Annotated in this window: 19 protein-coding genes; 9 read left to right on the top strand and 10 right to left on the bottom strand. The window is 65.5% G+C overall.

Annotated elements, in window-relative coordinates; all coding sequences use genetic code 11:
• Positions 1-28 precede the first annotated feature (28 nt).
• Positions 29-2,128 carry a LamG-like jellyroll fold domain-containing protein gene (locus QX135_RS16325; protein ID WP_316176410.1) on the top strand — a complete coding sequence of 700 codons (2,100 nt, stop codon included), beginning with the start codon at positions 29-31 and terminating at the stop codon, positions 2,126-2,128.
• A gap of 96 nt (positions 2,129-2,224) precedes the next feature.
• Here the strand turns inward: QX135_RS16325 and rpsI are convergent, their stop codons facing one another.
• From rpsI to QX135_RS16310, 3 genes are all read right to left on the bottom strand, one after another.
• Positions 2,225-2,707, bottom strand: coding sequence for a 30S ribosomal protein S9 (rpsI, locus tag QX135_RS16320; RefSeq protein ID WP_172109671.1), 483 nt, complete (start codon positions 2,705-2,707; stop codon positions 2,225-2,227).
• Position 2,708: 1 nt separating this feature from the next.
• Entirely contained in the window at positions 2,709-3,173 is a 465-nt protein-coding gene (gene rplM, locus QX135_RS16315; protein WP_315711511.1) for a 50S ribosomal protein L13, read from the bottom strand.
• 158 nt (positions 3,174-3,331) lie between these two features.
• Positions 3,332-3,760 (bottom strand): PaaI family thioesterase, encoded by a 429-nt coding sequence (locus tag QX135_RS16310; RefSeq protein WP_315738295.1) that lies wholly within the window; start codon positions 3,758-3,760, stop codon positions 3,332-3,334.
• Between the two features lie 84 nt (positions 3,761-3,844).
• Here QX135_RS16310 and QX135_RS16305 point away from each other — a divergent pair, with 84 nt between their 5' ends.
• From QX135_RS16305 to QX135_RS16295, 3 genes are all read left to right on the top strand, one after another.
• Entirely contained in the window at positions 3,845-4,666 is an 822-nt protein-coding gene (locus QX135_RS16305) for an enoyl-CoA hydratase (RefSeq protein ID WP_316176411.1), read from the top strand.
• A gap of 315 nt (positions 4,667-4,981) precedes the next feature.
• A complete protein-coding gene (locus QX135_RS16300; RefSeq protein WP_315738297.1) occupies positions 4,982-5,566 on the top strand; it encodes a CoA-binding protein in 585 nt (194 codons plus the stop codon).
• Between the two features lie 226 nt (positions 5,567-5,792).
• On the top strand, positions 5,793-7,076 hold the full coding sequence (locus tag QX135_RS16295; RefSeq protein ID WP_315775089.1) for an O-acetylhomoserine aminocarboxypropyltransferase: 1,284 nt from the start codon (positions 5,793-5,795) through the stop codon (positions 7,074-7,076).
• Between the two features lie 329 nt (positions 7,077-7,405).
• Here the strand turns inward: QX135_RS16295 and QX135_RS16290 are convergent, their stop codons facing one another.
• On the bottom strand, positions 7,406-7,678 hold the full coding sequence (locus QX135_RS16290) for a hypothetical protein (protein ID WP_316234164.1): 273 nt from the start codon (positions 7,676-7,678) through the stop codon (positions 7,406-7,408).
• Between the two features lie 241 nt (positions 7,679-7,919).
• Between QX135_RS16290 and QX135_RS16285 the strand changes: the two genes are divergently transcribed.
• On the top strand, positions 7,920-8,258 hold the full coding sequence (locus QX135_RS16285) for a hypothetical protein (protein ID WP_316176412.1): 339 nt from the start codon (positions 7,920-7,922) through the stop codon (positions 8,256-8,258).
• A gap of 213 nt (positions 8,259-8,471) precedes the next feature.
• On the top strand, positions 8,472-9,380 hold the full coding sequence (locus QX135_RS16280; RefSeq protein WP_315738303.1) for an amino acid ABC transporter substrate-binding protein: 909 nt from the start codon (positions 8,472-8,474) through the stop codon (positions 9,378-9,380).
• Positions 9,381-9,647: 267 nt separating this feature from the next.
• Here QX135_RS16280 and QX135_RS16275 read toward each other — a convergent pair whose 3' ends face one another.
• From QX135_RS16275 to QX135_RS16260, 4 genes are all read right to left on the bottom strand, one after another.
• Complete coding sequence (locus QX135_RS16275; RefSeq protein ID WP_315738304.1) at positions 9,648-9,800, bottom strand: hypothetical protein; 153 nt, start codon at positions 9,798-9,800, stop codon at positions 9,648-9,650.
• 200 nt (positions 9,801-10,000) lie between these two features.
• Complete coding sequence (locus QX135_RS16270) at positions 10,001-10,201, bottom strand: hypothetical protein (RefSeq protein ID WP_315738305.1); 201 nt, start codon at positions 10,199-10,201, stop codon at positions 10,001-10,003.
• Between the two features lie 4 nt (positions 10,202-10,205).
• The gene (locus tag QX135_RS16265) at positions 10,206-10,499 is read right to left on the bottom strand and encodes a BrnT family toxin (RefSeq protein ID WP_315738306.1); all 294 of its coding nucleotides are present in this window, start codon (positions 10,497-10,499) and stop codon (positions 10,206-10,208) included.
• A gap of 821 nt (positions 10,500-11,320) precedes the next feature.
• The gene (locus tag QX135_RS16260) at positions 11,321-12,406 is read right to left on the bottom strand and encodes a COX15/CtaA family protein (RefSeq protein ID WP_316176413.1); all 1,086 of its coding nucleotides are present in this window, start codon (positions 12,404-12,406) and stop codon (positions 11,321-11,323) included.
• A 102-nt stretch (positions 12,407-12,508) separates the two neighbouring features.
• On the opposite strand from QX135_RS16260, the gene QX135_RS16255 reads away from it, so the two are divergent.
• Positions 12,509-12,730 (top strand): DUF2842 domain-containing protein, encoded by a 222-nt coding sequence (locus QX135_RS16255; protein WP_315711497.1) that lies wholly within the window; start codon positions 12,509-12,511, stop codon positions 12,728-12,730.
• Here the strand turns inward: QX135_RS16255 and QX135_RS16250 are convergent, their stop codons facing one another.
• On the bottom strand, positions 12,731-13,792 hold the full coding sequence (locus QX135_RS16250; protein ID WP_316176414.1) for a polysaccharide deacetylase family protein: 1,062 nt from the start codon (positions 13,790-13,792) through the stop codon (positions 12,731-12,733).
• A 275-nt stretch (positions 13,793-14,067) separates the two neighbouring features.
• Here QX135_RS16250 and QX135_RS16245 point away from each other — a divergent pair, with 275 nt between their 5' ends.
• Complete coding sequence (locus QX135_RS16245) at positions 14,068-15,312, top strand: GNAT family N-acetyltransferase (protein ID WP_316176415.1); 1,245 nt, start codon at positions 14,068-14,070, stop codon at positions 15,310-15,312.
• Here QX135_RS16245 and QX135_RS16240 read toward each other — a convergent pair.
• Positions 15,309-17,579 carry an exopolysaccharide transport family protein gene (locus tag QX135_RS16240; protein WP_316176416.1) on the bottom strand — a complete coding sequence of 757 codons (2,271 nt, stop codon included), beginning with the start codon at positions 17,577-17,579 and terminating at the stop codon, positions 15,309-15,311. The two genes, QX135_RS16245 and QX135_RS16240, sit on opposite strands and share 4 nt — an antisense overlap.
• 364 nt (positions 17,580-17,943) lie before the next feature.
• Here QX135_RS16240 and QX135_RS16235 point away from each other — a divergent pair, with 364 nt between their 5' ends.
• Entirely contained in the window at positions 17,944-19,077 is a 1,134-nt protein-coding gene (locus tag QX135_RS16235; protein WP_316160232.1) for a glycosyltransferase family 4 protein, read from the top strand.
• The last annotated feature ends 55 nt before the right edge of the window (positions 19,078-19,132 follow it).

The raw sequence follows: 19,132 nt of genomic DNA, 5'->3' as shown, positions 1-19,132 counted from the left end.
CGATCCGCCGCTCGAGGTGGGGACGAGGATGTCTTTCGACGACGATTCATCGAACAACAAGCCGGCCGCAGGCCATCATCCGTCGCGCGGTCCGGAGCCGGTGCAGGGCGTGGACCGCCGCACGCTGCTGCGCAACGCGATGGGCGTTTCGGCGCTCGGCCTCGGCGCCAGCCTGCTGCCCGGCCAGGCGGCGCACGCGCATTGGCGCATGCATCATCACCACCATCACGTCACGACCAGTTTCGCGCTCGCCGTCCTTCCCGATACGCAGTTCTACTCGCGCTATGCAACGTCGGAAGAAGGCCAGGCCTATCAGCGCCAGTATGGCAGCACGCCCTATCCGGCGCAGACGCAGTTCATCGTCGACAACGCCGCGAAGTATCACATCCCGTTCACGATCCATCTCGGCGACGTCGTCGACCAGTCCAAGCATCCGCAGCAATGGGCGGTCGCCGACGCCGCGATGAAGCTGCTCGAGAACGCCGGCCGGCCCTATTCGGTGCTCGCCGGCAATCACGACGTGCTGTCGGCGCTGGAGTTCGAAAGCGCGACAAGCCAGAGCGCGGGCACAGATGCGCAGCGCGGCTCATCCGAGCCCTATCTCTCATGGTTTCCGACCAGCCGCGCGGCGAAGCAGCGGACCTTCCTGGAGCGCCATCCGAGCGGCTGGCACGAGGCGCATGTGTTCCACGCCTGCGGCGTCAGCTTCATGGTGCTGTCGCTGTCCTGGCGCGCCTCGGATGATGCCATCGCCTGGGCGCGCAGCATGATCGCGCGCCATCCGATGCTGCCGGTCATCCTCGCCAATCACCAGTTGCTCAACATCGCCAATGACGGCACGAGCCCGCTCGAGGTCGCCTACGGCCAGTATCTCTGGGACAAGCTGATCCGCAGCAACGACCAGATCTTCATGACCCTCAACGGCCATTATCATGGCGGCGCGCTGCTGACGAAGATCAACGACTTCCACAATCCGGTCCACCAGATGGTGGTCGACTATCAGATGGCCTATCAGGGCGGCAACGGCCTGATGCGGCTCTACGAGTTCGACTTCACCCGCAACAAGATCGACGTCGCCTCGTTCTCACCGTGGGTGGTCGCGAAGCCGAAGGACAGCCTCAAGCAGTTCGACCGCGCCTGGCTGACCGAGGACAATCACGAGTTCACCATTCCCATCGACTTCCGCCGCCGCTTCGCCCGCTTCACCAATTTCTGCCATCTGCCGGCCTTCGCCGGCACGCCGATCCTGCCGCGCGTCAAGCAGGATCTCTACGCCAACTACACCGAGGCGCCCGAGCCGGTGGTGGTGCCGCCGGCGAACGAGCAGGACTATCCGCTGATCGCCGAGACGGTTGCGCATTGGCGGATCGCCTCGTCGGCGATCGGCAGGGCGGTGGCCGCCGGCACTGCACTGCCGGACCTCACCGCCGCCAACCCGATGCAGCGCGCCTCGCTCGCGGGCGCCGCCCAGGTCGCCGACGTCGTCTTCACCGCCGACAAGCATCGCCTGTCCTCGGCGCCGGGCAGCATGCAGTTCCTCAACACGACCAAGCAGGGCGCCGGCCGCTTCAGCTGGTTCACGACCGCGGCCAACGCGCCGATCAACGCGGCAACGTTCGCATCCGGCTATACCGTCGAAGCCTTCATCAAGATCGATCCGAACTGGAAAGCCAGCGACCACGCCTGGTGCAACATCCTCACCCGCTTCGGCAACCGCGGCTGGCTGCCCGGCTATGCCGGCGGCGACCCGGAATCGCCGCCGATCCTGTTTGCGATCTCGAACCTGCGCGAGGTGCAGTGGGAGATCGCGCCGTCGAGTTCGACCCAGCAGCCGCAGACCGATTGGTCCGGCGAGATCATGCTGAACACCTGGTACCACCTCGCGATCGTCAACGATCCCAAGGACAATTCGACCGTGCTCTACATCGAGGGCGCGCCGGTCGTGCGCAGCGTCATCGGCGGCAACGGCCTCGCGAGCGTTGCGGCGAGCCAGCCCTGGGCACTCGGCTGCGGCTGGTGGGATCGCGCACCGTCGGACGGCTTCATCGGCAGCATCGGCGAGGTCCGCGTGGTGTCGAAGCCGCTGGCACCGAACCAATGGCTGACGGCGCGCCGCGCCAGCGCCTGATCCGCACAGGCTTCACGCAAAGCAAAACGGGCGCCCGCGAGGGCGCCCGTTCGTATTGGAGAGCAAGGGATCCGGCCGCAGCCGGAACCCGAGAGATCAGCGCTTCGAGAACTGGAAGGAGCGGCGGGCCTTGGCCTTGCCGTACTTCTTACGCTCGACGACGCGCGAGTCGCGGGTCAGGAAGCCGCCCTTCTTGAGGACGCCGCGCAGCTCCGGCTCGAAGTTCGTCAGCGCCTTGGACAGGCCGTGACGGACCGCACCGGCCTGGCCGGACAGGCCGCCGCCGGCGACCGTGCAGATCACGTCGTACTGGCCCTTGCGGGCGGCGACGACCATCGGCTGCTCGATCATCATACGCAGCACCGGACGAGCGAAGTAGACCTCGATGTCGCGGGTGTTGACGGTGACCTTGCCGGAGCCCGGCTTGATCCAGACGCGGGCGACCGCGTCCTTGCGCTTGCCGGTGGCATAGGCGCGGCCGAACTTGTCGACCTTCTTCTCATACTTCGGAGCGTCCGGAGCCGTGACGGCGCCCTTGAGCTGCGACAGCTGATCGAGAGACTGGATGCTTTCGGCCATCTTATGCGGCCCTCGTGTTCTTGCGGTTCAACTTGGCGATGTCGATCTTCTCGGGGTTCTGCGCCTCGTGCGGATGATCGGGTCCGCCATAAACACGCAGATTGCCCATCTGCACGCGGCCGAGCGGCCCGCGCGGGATCATGCGCTCGATGGCCTTCTCGATCACGCGCTCGGGGAAGCGACCCTCGAGGATCTGGCGCGCGGTGCGCTCCTTGACGTGACCGACATAGCCGGTGTGCTTGTAGTACACCTTCTGCTCGCGCTTGCGGCCGGTCAGGACGGCGTGCGCGGCATTGACGATGATGACGTTGTCGCCGCAGTCGACGTGCGGCGTGTAGATCGGGAGGTGCTTGCCGCGCAGCCGCATGGCGACCAGCGTAGCGAGACGGCCGACGACCAGACCCTTGGCGTCGATCACGACCCACTTCTTCTGGACCTCGGCCGGCTTTGCCGAAAAGGTTTTCATGAGAGATATCCGTGACAGGGAGAATGCGGCGCGGATGACGCGCCGGACTGGTCGCAGCTTCTAGAGAAGCGCCCCGCATTCGTCAACGCCATCGGCGCAAAATTACGCCAACGAAAACATGAGGTTATAAATATGGTGCAATAATACCCTCGAAAACCTCACGCATTCGGAATGGAATAGGTGGCCGTGACGTGGGCGATCGGATCAGGCGATTCCCCTGACAATAGCGTGACTTCGCCGACCGCCAGCCGCTTGCCGAGCTTGAGCAGCCGCGCCTCGGCCAGCACGTCGGCGCCGGCCGCGCCCTTGCGCAGGAAGTTGATGTTGAGATTCGTGGTCACGGCAAGACCGACCGGGCCGATCGCCGACAACAGCACCACGTACATCGCGAAGTCGGCCAGCGCCATCAGGGTGGGCCCGGAGACCGTGCCGCCAGGACGCAGCATGCGCTCGTTGAAGCGCTGGCGCATCCGGCAGCTCCGGCCGTCGGCGCTCTCGATGCTGATGTCGCCGCCGGTGCGGAAGGCCTGGGGAAATTCCGCGTGCAGGAACGCTTCGAGTTCCGCGATGCTCATCTTCGCCGTCATGTCTCCCCCTGCTCTGTCGCGTTGCCTTCTGTTACATTAGCCGCGATCCAGCGCCCAAACGGAAATCGCCAACCGGAAATCGCAATGTCCGCCCCTGCCCTCGCCAATGCTGCCGACGCGCCGATCCTTATGCGCGAGATGGTCGGCCCCGTTGCCGTGCTGACGCTGAACCGCCCGGCGCAGCGTAACAGCCTGTCGGAGCCGCTGATCGCGGAGCTGCATCAGGCGCTGGCCGAGATCGGTGCCGACAAGGCCGTGCGCGCGGTGGTGATCGCGGCCAATGGTCCGGCATTCTGCGCAGGTCACGACCTCAAGGAGCTCACCGCCCGTCGCGGCGATGCCGACCGCGGCCGCGCCTTCTTCGCCAAGCTCATGAACGCCTGCAGCGCGATGATGCAGGCCATCGTGCATCTGCCGAAACCCGTCGTCGCCTCCGTGCAGGGCATCGCCACCGCAGCCGGCTGCCAGCTGGTCGCGAGCTGCGATCTCGCCGTCGCCTCCGAGCGCGCGTCGTTCGCGACGCCCGGCGTCGACATCGGCCTGTTCTGCTCGACGCCGATGGTGGCGCTGTCGCGCAACGTGCCGCGCAAGCAGGCGATGGAGATGCTGCTGACCGGCGAGCCGGTTCCAGCTGTGCGTGCCCGCGACATCGGCCTGATCAATCGCGTGGTCACGGCCGGAACGGAACGCGACACGGCGATTGCGCTGGCACAACAAGTCGCGCGCAAATCCGCCTATACAATCAAGCTCGGCAAGGAAGCATTCTACCGCCAGGCTGAGATGAGCCTTGCCGACGCCTATCGTTATGCGGCAGAGGTGATGACGCAGAACATGCTCGCCCGCGACGCGGAAGAAGGCATCGGCGCCTTCATCGAGAAGCGGACTCCGACCTGGCGGGATGAGTGACGCCCGCCGCTCTCTCCTCCGTCATTGCGAGCGCAGCGGCGTGTCCGCCGAAGCCTGCAAGGCGAAGGCGGACGCAATCCAGAGTTCCACCCGAGCCCCTGGATTGCTTCGTCGCGGAGCCTGTCATCGGGCCGCGCGTTCGCGCGGACCCGTTGGCTCCTCGCAATGACGGCATCAATAACTTCGTCATTTCGGGACGATGCGAAGCATCGAACCCGGAATCTCGAGATTGCTGACCTCAGCTCGGGATTCCGGGTTCGCCCTTCGGGCGCCCGGAATGACGATGCCCGATATAACTAATAGAAACGTGCCCCCATGAATCACGACACCTATCCCGACGACTACATCCGCGGCATCCTCAACGGCGTGAAGGTGATCGCGATGGTCGGCGCCTCGCCGTCCGAGATCAGGCCGAGCTTCTTCGCCTTCAAATATCTGGTGCAGCGCGGCTACGACATGATCCCAGTCAACCCCGGCCATGTCGGCAAGAGCCTGATGGGCCGGCCCTTCGTCGCCTCGCTCGCCGACATCGGCCGTCCCATCGACATGGTCGACATCTTCCGCAGCTCGCAGCACATCATGCCCGTGGTCGATGAGGCGCTGAAGCTGCAGCCCTTGCCGAAGGTGATCTGGATGCAGCTCGGCGCGCGTGACGATGCGGCGGCCGAAAAGGCCGAGGCCGCTGGGCTGAAGGTCGTCATGAACCGCTGCCCCAAGATCGAATATGGCCGGCTGTCGTCGGAGATCTCCTGGATGGGTGTCAACTCGCGCACCATCAGCGCCAAGCGCGCGCCGATCCCGACCCAGGGCATGCGGCTGTCGCTGAACCGCACCAGCGTCGGCGGCGGCACGACGGCAGCGGCCGACCGCGCCGCGAAGGACAGAAGCGATCCCTCCTGACGCATCTGCGAAAGGATCGTGTCGCGACGGCGGCGCGACACAGCAACGCATTTCAAATCCGACTGATTATCGCCGCCAGCCTTGACGGCATCTTGCCCGGTGGCAAATGTCCTCCGCCGGGATGACGCGGAGGCGCACGACGGCGCGCTATCGACACCGTCTCCCATCATCGATCCCTGCATCAGCCGGCGCCGCTGCGTGAGGGATCAAGCCAAGAGGAAACATCATGACCGACCGTGCCCCGGGATTTGCCACCCTCGCCATTCACGCCGGCGCCCAGCCTGACCCCACCACCGGCGCGCGGGCGACGCCGATCTATCAGACCACATCATTCGTGTTCAACGATGCCGACCACGCCGCCTCGCTGTTCGGGCTGCAGGCGTTCGGCAACATCTATACCCGCATCGGCAACCCCACCAACGCCGTGCTCGAGGAGCGCGTCGCAGCTCTCGAGGGCGGCACCGCCGCGCTGGCCGTGGCCTCTGGCCATGCCGCGCAGGTCGTGGCGCTGCAGCAGCTGCTGTCCCCCGGCGACGAGTTCATCGCCGCGCGAAAACTCTACGGCGGCTCGATCAACCAGTTCACGCATGCGTTCAAGAGCTTTGGCTGGAACGTGGTGTGGGCCGACACCGATGACGTCGCGAGCTTCGAGGCGGCGGTGAGCCCACGCACCAAGGCTGTATTCATCGAGTCGATCGCCAATCCCGGCGGCACCATCACCGACATCGAGGCGGTCGCGCAGGTGGCGCGCAAGGCGGGCGTGCCGCTGATCGTCGACAACACGCTGGCCTCGCCCTATCTGATCCGCCCGATCGATCACGGCGCCGACATCGTGCTGCACTCGCTGACCAAGTTCTTAGGCGGCCACGGCAACTCGATCGGCGGCGTCATCGTCGATGCCGGCACCTTCGACTGGGCCGGCAGCGGCGACAAATATCCGATGCTGACGCAGCCGCGTCCCGAATATCACGGCATCCGGCTCCACGAGACGTTCGGCAATTTCGCCTTCGCCATTGCCTGCCGCGTGCTGGGCTTGCGTGATCTCGGACCGGCGCTGTCGCCATTCAACGCCTTCATGATCCTGACCGGCATCGAAACCCTGCCGCTGCGCATGCAGAAGCACTGCGACAACGCCAAGGCGGTCGCAGAATTTCTCAACCGCCATCCGGCGGTCGCCGCGGTGAACTATGCCGGCCTGCCCGAGAATAGATATCACACGCTCGCCCGCAAATACTGCCCGAAGGGCGCCGGCGCCGTGTTCACCTTCTCGCTCAAGGGCGGCTACGACGCCGGCGTCAAGCTGGTGTCGAACCTGAAGCTGTTCTCGCATCTCGCCAATGTCGGCGACACCCGCTCGCTGGTCATCCACCCGGCCTCGACCACGCACAGCCAGCTCGACGACGCCGCCAAGATCAAGGCCGGCGCCGGCCCCGACATCGTCCGCATCTCCGTCGGCATCGAGGACAAGGAAGACCTGATCGCCGACCTCGAGCAGGCGCTGAGCGCGTAAGGCGCGTTTCGCTCTACGGATCGCGCCGCGCATCGGCGTGCGGCGTGACGAGCGCATCTCTCACCACGTCATGGCCGGGCTTGTCCCGGCCATCCACGTCTTCGCCCCGGCAATGACGACGTGGCTGCGCGGGCCGTCGCCGCGCCGAAGGGGCTTCGGCCCCGCAGGCGGGACAAGCCCGCGCATGACGAACAACTGACGGCTGAGGCAGCAAGCGGCCCCGAAAACAAAGAGAGCGCGGGCGGCCCCATGGGCTTCCGCGCTCTCCTTCGTCCCACGGCCGGGCCGTTGCCGGCTTCTCGGACCGCGCCCTCGTTAACTCCAGGTGATCATCTCATCAGCTGCAACAGGCGCGCGTGCATCTGGCGGGCCAGAGGCAGCGCGGAGGCCGCGATCAGCCGGCTTGCCGACAGCGCCTGCAGTCCTGCGGCGCCCTCGTCGATGGCAGCGAGTTCAGCGTTGACTGAGCCGGTCCGTGATTGGAGATTTTGGCGCGCCGACGCCGAAAACATGATCACCGACATGCTCGAAACCTTCTGGTCTGAGACTCTGATGAAATGCAGCAGAGATTTTCGCGCCCGGACGCAGCGGCCGGGCTGCATTCGGCCGACCTTCAAAATCGCCGGCAGCAGTAAGCTTGCACCCGCAGAACTTAACAAAAGCTGAAAATGCCCGTCCTTCTACGGATGATTGCAGCCAACTGTCGGACGCCGGAAGGATTTCGTTAACCATACCCGGCTCATCCTGCCGCCCGTGGAATCGCCTTCCGGACCCGCGTGAAAAGCAGCGGTGGATGTATCGCGAAGCGCCGACGCCACCCGAACAGAAGTCGAGGAGAGCAGGATGCGAACGTTGGTGATCATGATGCTGCTGGCGGCCATCGCGGCGAACGGCGTCGTGCTCGCAGCCGACCTGCCGGCCGTCCACGACAAGATCGTCCACATCAAGGCCCGCCGCGCCATGAGAGCGCCGCCGCCGACGGTCGTCGTCGTCAGGGACCAGGACTCGCTGATCTCCCCGATGTGGCCCTCGACGCCGCTGCTGTTCGGCCGCCAGGAGCTGCCCGGCTATTACGGCCGCGCCTTCTCCTACGACTACCAGGGCCCCTATTACGGCGGCGAAGGCTACACCAACTACATGTTCCGCCTGCCCTACGCGTGCGGCGTGTACGGGTATTGCTGAGCGGGGTGCCGTTGGCATGCAAGTAGTCCGGATGAGCGAAGCGACATCCGGGACGACAAGAACGAGGTCCCGCATACCGCCAAGGCTCGTACGGATGACCGCAATAGAAGCGGTTTTATCCCTTTTCATCCAGGCCGGACGCAGCGAGGCTGCATCGCCGCTGCGCGTGCAACGCTGCACGCGCAAAGAGGATTGCTGCGAGGAGAGGCTTTGATGCGCATTTGGGGACTTCTGCTGACGGCAGCGCTCGCTGCAAACGCCGCCGGCGCCGAGGAACTGACGGGCACGCTCCAGAAGGTCAAGGAGACGAACAGGATATCGATCGGCTTCCAGGAATCGTCGGTGCCGTTCAGCTATCTCGACGGCAACCAGAAGCCGGTGGGCTACGCGCTCGACATCTGCGCCCGGATCGCGGATGCGGTCAAAAAGGAGCTTGGGCTTCCTAACCTCACGATCGAAACCGTTCCGGTGACGTCATCCAATCGCATACCGCTGATGACGAATGGCACGATCGACCTCTTGTGCGCCTCCACTACCAACAACGCCGAACGCCAGAAACTCGTGACCTTTGCCAATACGCACTTTCTCAGCGCCACACGCTTTGCGGCCAAGAAGTCGCTCTCGCTCCAGACGATCGACGACCTCAGGGGAAAGACGGCCGTCGCGATCGCTGGATCGACCAACATCGCACAGCTGAACAAGGTCAATGTCGAACGCAAGCTCGGCATCAACATCGTGCCGGCCAAGGACCAGGCCGAAGCGTTCCTGATGCTGGAGACCGACCGGGCTCAGGCCTATGTGCTCGATGACGTCCAGCTCGCGGTCGCCATCGCGCGGTCGAAGGACCCGGCGGCGTACATGATCAGCAGCGACGCATTCTCCAAGCCCGAACCTTTCGGCATCATGCTGCGCAAGGACGATGCGCCGTTCAAGGCCATCGCCGATCGCGTCACGGCCGAGCTCTATCAGAGCCCCGCCATCGAGGCGCTCTACAAGAAGTGGTTCGAGTCACCCGTGCCGCCGACCGGGATCAACTTCAACTACCCGATGCCGGCCCCCTTACGCGCCGCGTTCAAGTCGCCCAGCAGCAGTCCCGACCCGGACGCGTATGCGCCCGATTGAAGCTCGCGATATCCGTGCCAACAGCAACGGCGGAGATAGCCTCATCCGCCGCAGTCGCCTGCGACGGACGGCCCTCGGCTATTGCCAAGATCAGCGGCGGCGGCGCTCCTGATATCTATTTCGCCGCCTTGATCCGCGCGATCTCCTCCTTGAGGAGCGTCGCGACCAGTTCGTCCAACGACGAGCCGCACTCGGCGTTCGAGAAGTCGTATTCGTTCTTCATTGGTTGAGAGCAGCTGTGATCTTGTTGATCCGCGCGCCCGTAACTCACTCCGCGGCCACGACGCGCACGTCGAGCTGCACGCCTGTCTCTGCCTGCAACACGCCGATCACGCCAAGCAGGTTCTCGGCCGTGGGATTGCCGGATGGCCCTAACATGCGCATCAGGCTCTTCGACGGCCGCCCGAGCGCGTTGCTCAACGCCTCGAAGCCGATCGTTGCGTCGATTTACGCACGCAGGCCGGCGCGGCCGTCATCGGCCTCTCCGCGCAGCAGCGCACTCACGGCTTCCTGGAACAACGCCTCGCGAACGCCGGATCACGGTCCGCGCGCGCCCGAACCGTGTCGCGGAAGTCTGGTCGCGAAGGCATCACGAGGTGCTCGCAGAAGCTCCCAAAGAGCTATTTCGCAGCCTCGATCCGCTCAATATCCTCCTTGAGAAGCGTGTTGACCAATTCGGTCAACGATACGCCCCGCGCGCTGGCCAGCCCGGTCAGGTGATCGAGCACATCAGGCTCGAGATGCACCGGAGGCAGCATTCGCGCGCCCTTGCGAAAGAACTTGCCGCGTTCGGCGTTCGAGAAATCGTATTCATCCTTCATCGGATCACCCATTCTCGTAGGAGCGGATTTCGCGCCGGGTCGGGCGACGGACAGAAATGATGCGGATCGCTGCGCGGTCTGCCGATAGCTCCGTGTACGTATGCACGACCAGCAGTAGCTCGTGCGCAATATTGCGTCCCATCGTAACCCATCGTTCCTCGCCTGCGCCAGATCCGTCATCGAGACGCGAGAGCGCCAACGGATCGCTGAAGATGCTCATCGCCCGCTCAAAGGCAACGCCATGCTTGCGCAGATTGCTCTCTGCCTTGGCCGGATCCCAATCGAACTCGAATTGCATGGTCCGCCCCACCCGGCGATGTCCGCGACACGCCACGCTTGCCAAACGACGCAAATCAGTTTATGTTCTCTTTTTGTTCCTGTCCAGCCGAGGGGCGCTTCCGGATCGTCCAGTTGCGTAGGGCAGGAATGCGGTGGACGTGGCGGGCCGTGCGCGGACGAAAGTTCGCGCGGACGAGCGACCTGTCACGGACGGCGAAGTCGCGTGGTCCTGGCGCCCCGACGCTGGCGCTAAGTCTCGTGTCGGTGCTCAACGCATCGCGCGAGATGACGGGGGCAAGACAGCCCGGTCCCCGGGGAGATCGCGTATAAGCGTTAAAACCATCGCGCGGGGAAGGCCGGGTGCTTTCGGCCGTACCTGTGGTGACCGCCGCGTGCTTTTTTCTTTGCACGCGGGCCATGGGTGCCGGCCAGGCATCCGGCCTTCCCCGCACCCTCGCGTGTTTTCGAGGGTGAAACGATCGGCAAAGCTCGGCGCGATGGCGCGCGAGGATGAGAGCGTTTGTCTTCTGGATATCTTCTGAGAGGGCCAATGGCCGCACGTCAAACTCAGTTGTCATCCCCGCGCAGGCGGGGATCCAGTACGCCGCGGCCCATCGAGGAATCACTCCCGTCTCTGGAATACTGGATCGCCCGGTCAAGCCGGGCGACGACAGCGGAGATTGACGGACGAGCGCAACAGGACGGGGTGCAATGATGCAAACCGACGTCTCCACGTCATTGCGAGGAGCGAAGCGACGAAGCAATCCAGAGTCGCGGGCGGGACTCTGGATTGCTTCGTCGCCTTCGGCTCCTCGCAATGACGGAGGAGAGGCCGTGCCCCTACCCCACCTGCCCTGCCACCACCGCCTGCGGCACGGGGACCACACCGACACGCCGCGGCGACAGGCGCTCGGCCTGCAGCACGGCGAGCGTCAGCACGATGATGGCCGTGCCCTGATGCAGCAGCGCCAGCGAGATCGGCACCAGCGCCAGCAGGGTCAAGATCCCAAGCACGGCCTGCACCAGGATCGCGGCGAGCAGGCGGTGCGCGCCGCGCACGACGGCCCGTCCGGCGCCGGCGCGCATCACGTCGAAGGCGTGCCACGCGGCCAGCGCCAGCAGCGTGTAGGCGGTCATGCGATGCATGAACTGCACCGTCAGATCGTTCTCGAACAGATTGATCCACCACGGCGAATGGATCCACAGATTGGCCGCCTTCGGGATCAGGCCGCCGTCGATTTCCGGCCAGGTGTTGTAGACGAGGCCGGCGCGCAGGCCGGCGACCAGCGCGCCGAGATAGAGCTGCACGAAGGTGACGCCGACCAGCATCCACGCGGTGAGCCGCAGCCGCGCCGGTGCCGCGGTTTCCTCACGCGACGCAAGCCGGCGCAGGGTCCAGACGATCGACGCATAGATCAACAGCGCCAGCGAGAGGTGCGTCGCGAGACGGACCGGCGCCACCTCAGTGCGCTCCGTGAGGCCGGAGGCCACCATCCACCAGCCGACCGCGCCCTGCAGCGCGCCGAGGCTGAAGATCAGCCACAGCCTGCGGCCGAGCGGCCCGGAGACGGCGCCGCGCCACAGGAACCACAGGAAGGGCAGCAGGTAGACCATGCCGATGACGCGGCCGAGCAGCCGGTGGCTCCACTCCCACCAGAAGATGGTCTTGAATTGGTGCAGGGACATGCCGGCGTTCATCTGCCGGTACTGCGGAATGGTCTTGTAGGCCTCGAAGGCGTCGGTCCAGGCCTGCTCCGACAGCGGCGGCAGGGTGCCGGTGACCGGCTTCCATTCGACGATCGACAGCCCGGATTCGGTCAGCCGCGTGGCGCCGCCGACCAGCACCATCAGCGCGATCAGGCCGGCCACGACGAGCAGCCAGATGCGGATCGCGGCGAGATCTGTGGTGCGGGGAACCGTGGTCATGGACGTTGAACGCTCGATTGAACCGGGGCTGACAGGCCCTTATAATCCCGAGGAAATCGCGCGCAAGCCGTGCCGCCCCCAGCCGAGGCTGACAATCCCGTCATGACGATCCGCACCCGCAAACTGATCGGCGCCGTCGCGCTGCTCCTGCTCGCTTTCGCCTGGTCGATGATGGGCATGGTGATGGCGCAATTCCCTCTGATCGCCAATTCCGGCTGGCTGCAGGCGGTGTATTACGTCGTGGTCGGCATGGGCTGGGTGCTGCCGGCGATGCCGATCGTGAGCTGGATGCTGCGCCCGGATCCGGAGCGGCAGCAGGGCTGATCAGCCGAGATCGAGTTTCGGCTGCGGCGCGGATTTTTCCCGCGGCAGGGTGATGCCGGCCATCAGCACCTTCAAAGCGCGCAGCGAGCGCGAGCGGCCGTCCCAGGCGATCCGCGGCAGCATGTGCAGATGGGTGCGGCCCTCGCTCTGCACGACGCCTGGCATCGTCGAGGCCGCGCTGACGAAGCCCGCCTGCTCGGCGAGCACAACGTCGCTGCGGCGGAACGAATAGCGGTCGCCGAACGGATACGCCATGTGCCGGACCGGGCGGCGCAGCGCCGTCTCCAGCACCGCCTTGCCCATCGTGATCTCGCGCTGGGCGTCGGCATCCCTGAGATTGGCGAGCACGGGATAATGCACGGTGGCGCTGCCGATCGTGACGTTGGGGTCGGCGGCGAGCCGGGCGATGTCGGCCCAATCCATCGAGGACTCGCGGCTCAGGGCGGCGAGATCGACCGAATGGCGCGAGCAGAGGTCGCGGATCGCGATCGACAGCTCGGCCGGCGGCAGCTTGCGCAGCCAGCCCGCGAGATAGGCGAACAGCTCGTATTTTTCAGCCGGCGTGACCACGTTGAAGCGCTGCTCCCGATGGTCGATCACGAGGCTGATGCGGGCCTCGCGCCCAATCACGGCCTCCAGCGCCAGCCACCAGGCTTCGCCGAGACCATCGGGGAAGGCCGAGGGCACGTAAACGGTGAATGGCACGCCGTGGCGGGCGAGCACAGGATAGGCATGCGTGATCACGTCCTTGGAGGCGCCGTCGAAGCTCAGGCAGGCGAAGCGACGGCTTTCGGGCAGCCGGACCGACCGGTGGCAGGCCTCGTCGAGCGAGACGATCTCATAGCCCCAGCGCTTCAGCGCCCGGATCACCTTGTCGAGGAAGACGGGCGTGATCTCCGCGCACTTCAGCGGCTGGAACGCGCCCTTGCGCCGCGGCCGCACCCGCTCGAACCGCAGCACGGCACCGGCGCCGGCTGTGGCTCGCGACGCGAGCAGCGTGCGACCGCTGAAATAGGCCAGCTCGAGCCGGGCGCTGCGCAGCCACCTGTTGTCCGACGACAATTCCCGCGCCCCTTCCCCGAATCCCACTTGAAACCAGACCGTCCGCGCCCACCTGATGCTGTCAGACCATGGCGCGATCGCGTCATGATCACCGCCATCCGATGATAGCGATCGTCCGCCGTCAAGATCGCGTGGCCGCTGCCGATTTGAACAGGTCTTTGTTTGTGCCATTCCCGATTTGGGACGAAGTCATTGCCATTACCTTTTGTTGAGACTTCTTTGCGAGGGTCTCCCGACGTCAAGCAACAAAATTCCACGACAACGCGAGCTGCGCGATGACCATGGCCGCCGTGATCGAGAGCCGGACGGCGCAGGCGCCCGCGCGGCGACTGCCGTCGGGGCTCGCGCGGGTCGACATCGTGTCCGATCTGGCTGCCGCCGAGCCGGTCTGGCGCGCGCTCGAAGTCCCCGAACATGTCTCGACGCCCTACCAACGCTTCGACCTGCTCGGCGCATGGCAGCGCGACGTCGGCGCGCGCGAGCATGCGACGCCTTTCATCGTCATCGGGCGTGATGCCGAGCAACGCCCGCTGCTGCTGCTGCCGCTGACGTTGCGGCACGCCTGCGGCGTGCGCATCGCCACCTTCATGGGCGGCAAGCATACGACCTTCAACATGCCGCTGATGGATCGCGAATTCGCCACGCGCGCCAGCGCCGGCGATCTCGACGTCCTGCTCGCAGGGTTGCGCGACCGCGGCGGTGTCGACGTGCTCGCCTTGACACAGCAGCCGCTGCACTGGCGCGATCTCGCCAATCCGCTGGCGCAATGGCCGCACCAGTCGTCGGTGAACGACTGTCCGGTACTGCTGATGCCGCCGGGGGCCGCACCGACGGCGCTGTTGTCGAATTCGTTCCGAAAGCGGCTGAAGAGCAAGGAAAAGAAGCTGCAGGCGCTGCCCGGCTATCGCTACATGGTTGCGAGCAGCGACGCCGAGATCGCCGAGCTGCTCGACTGGTTCTTCCGCACCAAGCCGGTCCGCATGGCCGAGCAGAGGCTGCCGAACGTATTTGCCGAGCCCGGCGTCGCGGCCTTCGTGCGAAGCGCCTGCATGGCAAAACTCGACTGCGGGCATCGCGCCATCGATATCCACGCGCTGCGCTGCGATGCCGAGATCATCGCATTGTTTGCCGGCGTCGCCGACGGGGCGCGCTTCTCGATGATGTTCAACACCTACACGCTATCGGAGAATGCGCGCTGGAGCCCCGGGCTGATCCTGATGCGCTCGATCATCGATCATTACGCGCGAGAGGATTTTCGCGCCCTCGATCTCGGCATCGGATCTGACGACTACAAGCGGATGTTCTGCAAGGATGACGAGCCGATCTTCGACAGCTTCATGCCGTTGACCGCGCGGGGCCGCGTCGCCGCAACGACGATGGCTGCGGTCGGACGGGCCAAGCATGCCGTCAAGCACAGCCCTGCCCTGTTCCGTCTGGCACAGCAGCTGCGCGGCGCGCTGCGAGCGCGTGGCGGCGCCGCCCAGGTGGACGAAAAGGCCGACGAGAAGGCCGGAGATTAGGCGGCGACGCCGCGCGGCCCCGGCTGGTTGCGGTTGGCGCCTCCGGCCGGTGCCTTCAGCATGGTGACGGCGCCGAAGCCGACCTCGCGCAGCTGCTCGCTCATCTGGCTGCGCGCCTCGGCAGGCATGTTGGGATCGGGCACGACGATGGCGCGCGCGCCCGCGGTCAGCAGCTCGGCCGGCAGGTCGGAGGCGTTGCCGGCGTCGAGCAGCACGTGGTCGTAGACTCGCAGCAGCGCATCGATCGCGAGCGCGAGCCGCGGCGATTGCAGTTGGCTGCGGTCGGCGCCGGGGCGGCCGGCGTTGACCAGATGCAGCCGCGAGGCCTGGTCCTTGGTGATGATGGACGCAAACGATGCCTCACCCAGCATCAGCTCGATGAGGCCGGGCGCGGCCGGATCGACCGACACGCCTGCAAGCAGTTGCGGGCTGCCGGCGAGGTCGACCAGCACCACGCGCGTCTGCGCTGCCATGGTGCGGGCGATCGCGAGCGCGGTGGACGTGACGGCCTCGCCGCCGGCCGTACCGAGCACGGTGACCTTGCGGGCGCCCTCGCCCGCGGCGAGCAGATCGGATGCGAGCTGCTCGAACTCGTTCATCGGCGGCGGCTTGACCGGTTCGGGCGCGACGGCGGCCACCGCTGGCGGCACGACCGCGGCGGGACGCGCCGCTGCAGTCGTTGCCGACGCGGCAACGGCCGGCGCTGCGGCGACCATGGGCGCCGCGATCATCGGCTCGACCCGGGCCGCGAGCACCATGACATCCGGCATCGCGCTCGCCGCTGGGATCTGGCTCGCTGGGCGCGGCGCGGTCAGACGCAGCAGCTCGCCGGTGATGACCACGCCCGAGGTCAGCATCAAGGTCGCCAATGTGGCGATCAGCACGATCGGCAGCTTCTTCGGGTACGCCGGCGTGTTGGACAGCACCGCCCGCGAGATGATCCGCCCATCCGCGGGCGGGGTGTCGAGCGACTCACGGGTGTTCGCCTCGCGGTACTTGGCGAGATACGATTCCAGCAGGTCGCGCTGCGACTTCGCATCGCGCTCCAGCGCCCGCAGCTGGACATCGAGGCCATTGGTGGAGGTGGCCTGCTTCTTGGCCTGATCGAGGCTCTGGCTCAGCATCTGCACGCGCCCGTCGGCGATTCGCGCGTCGCTGTCGAGCGAACGCGAGATCTTGCCGGCCTCGTCGCGGATCTGGCGGTCGAGATCAGCCAGTTGCGCTTTCAGCTCCTTGATGCGCGGGTGATTGTCGAGCAGCGTCGACGACTGCTCCGCGAGCTGCGCGCGCAGATTCACGCGCTGCTCGGACAGCCGGCGCATCAGCTCGGAGTTGACGACCTCGGACGCCTCGATCGGCTGGCCGCTCTGCAGCATCTCCCGGATCAGCCGTGCCTTGGTCTCGGCATCCGATTTCAAGGCGCGCGCATTGTTGAGCTGGGTGTTGACCTCGCCCATCTGCTGGTTGGACAGCGACGTGTTGTTGGTCCCCATGAACGAATTCGACTTGGCGCGGAACTCCTCGACCCGCGACTCCGCCTCCTCGACCTTCTTGCGCAGCCCCTGGATCTCCCCAGAGAGCCATTGGCTGGCCGATTTCGCCTGCGCCTGGCGGGCATTCTGCTGAACTACGAGATAGCCATCCGCGATCGAATTCGCGACTTGCGCCGCAAGCGCCGGATCCTGCGACTGGAACTCGACGACGAGCACCCGCGATTTGTCCACGGCGTAGACGGTCAAGCGCTCGTAATAGGCGTCCATGACGCGCTCGTCCGGCGTCATGGCGAGCGGATCTTTCACGAGGCCGATCATCGCCGCGACCGACTTCAGCGGCGACACGCCCCGCAGCACGGGATCGAACTCCGGCAGCTCGCCCAGCTTGTTCTTCCTGATGATGTCGCGGGCCAGATCACGCGACAGGACCAGTTGCACCTGGCTCGTGACCGCCTCGGCATCGAGTGCCGTCCGCTCTTCGGTGCGCTCCCCGTTCGGCCGCACGAATACGTTCTCGCGGCCGTCGATCAGAATCCGCGCTTCGGACTTGTAGCGCGGTGTGATCATGTTGACTGCGGCAATCGACAGAACGAGAGCGAGCAGCGTGGGCAGAAGGATGAAGCCACGCTTTCGCGCCAGGGCACGACCGACCAGCCGGATGTCGAGATCGCCGGCCGGGCCGGGCTCCGCCGACGACGGCGAGCCTGTCACAGGTCGGGCGGAGGCTCCGTCAACCTGTGTCTTCTTGCCGGCACGCCAGAACGCCAACCGCATCATCCACTCCCGCGAGACCCGCGCCACGCCGCCACCATACGTGGTACAATTACACTCTATTAAGGTTGCTGACGGGTTAACCGGAGCGCCTGCAACCTCGCCCTATCGAACAATCGTCATCCTTCGCCATATGCTGCTCGCAACACGTGAGCTTGCGCCAGATCGTCACAATGCTGGTGCGAGCTTGCCTGGTAGTGACGACAAGTGAGACTTTGTTAACCATCAAGCCTCTATCGAGGTTGGAGCTATCGATATTCAGCGACGAGAGGCGCCCGTGCTTCCTCTATCCGCCAGTCGTCAGATCAGTTCGCGCAGCGGCGCCTGGCAACACCAAGCGCAAGCCGAGGGCGCGGGCGAGTTCGACATGGCACCGTCGCAGAACAAACCTCTCAAAATCCTTCACGCGGTCAGAGCTCCCGTCGGCGGCATCTTTCGGCATATCCTCGACCTTGCCAACGGTCAGGTCGATCACGGGCACGACGTGGGCATCATCGCGGACAGCCTGACCGGCGGCGAACGCGCCGATGCCGCGCTGGCCCAGATCGCGCCTCGCCTGACACTCGGCGTGCACCGCATCCCCATTCATCGGGAGCCTTGGCCGAGCGACATTCTGGCACTGAGACGGTTTTATCGACTCGCCCGTACACTCGCCCCGGACGTTCTGCACGGCCACGGCGCCAAGGCCGGCGCATTCGTCCGCCTGCTGCCGCACCGGCCAGGAACGATCCGCATCTACACGCCTCACGGCGGTTCGCTGCACTACCCACGCGACACGTTCAAAGGCGCGCTGTATGGCCGGCTTGAACGTGCGCTGATGAACCGGACCGACCTCTTCCTGTTCGAGAGCGTATTCGCCCGCGATACCTATGAGCGCATGATCGGCCATCCTCAGGGACTGGTGAATTGCGTCTTCAACGGTGTCACTGCAGGCGAGTTCGACCCGATCGCACCAGCCCGGGACCAGACCGACCTGGCGTATGTCGGCGAGTTCAGGCACATCAAGGGCACGGATCTGCTGATCGACGCCGTCGCGGAGCTGCGCTCCCGTGGCCGCCCGCTGACGCTGACTTTGGGCGGCGACGGCGAAGAGATGACGAAACTCAAGGCTCAGGTCGAACGCCTCGGTCTTGCGGCCGCGGTGCGTTTCATCGGCCATGTGAAGGCCCGCGACGGATTTTCCAAGGGACGACTGCTCGTCGTTCCCTCGCGTGGCGATTCCATGCCCTATGTCGTGATCGAGGCGGGAGCCGCCGGGGTTCCGATGATCGCGGCGAGGGTCGGCGGCATCCCTGAGATCTTCGGACCGCACGACGACGCGATGTTCATGCCGGGCAACGCGACCGCGCTGGCCGACGCCATTGCTGCCGCACTGGACGATCCGGCTACCACGCAACTGCGCGCCAAGGCGCTGCGCGAGCGGGTCTTCCAGCATTTCTCGCAGAAAGCGATGGTCGATGGCGTGCTCGACAGCTATCGCGAGGCGTTTACCAAGACCTGACGTCATTTACCATCGCTAACCGTTTCTTCCGATTTGGCCCTTAATCCCGCCGGTG

It is taken from the genome of Bradyrhizobium sp. SZCCHNR1098 (genome assembly GCF_032489375.1).
Classification (GTDB): domain Bacteria; phylum Pseudomonadota; class Alphaproteobacteria; order Rhizobiales; family Xanthobacteraceae; genus Bradyrhizobium.
This window is presented reverse-complemented; position numbering and strand designations above follow the sequence as displayed.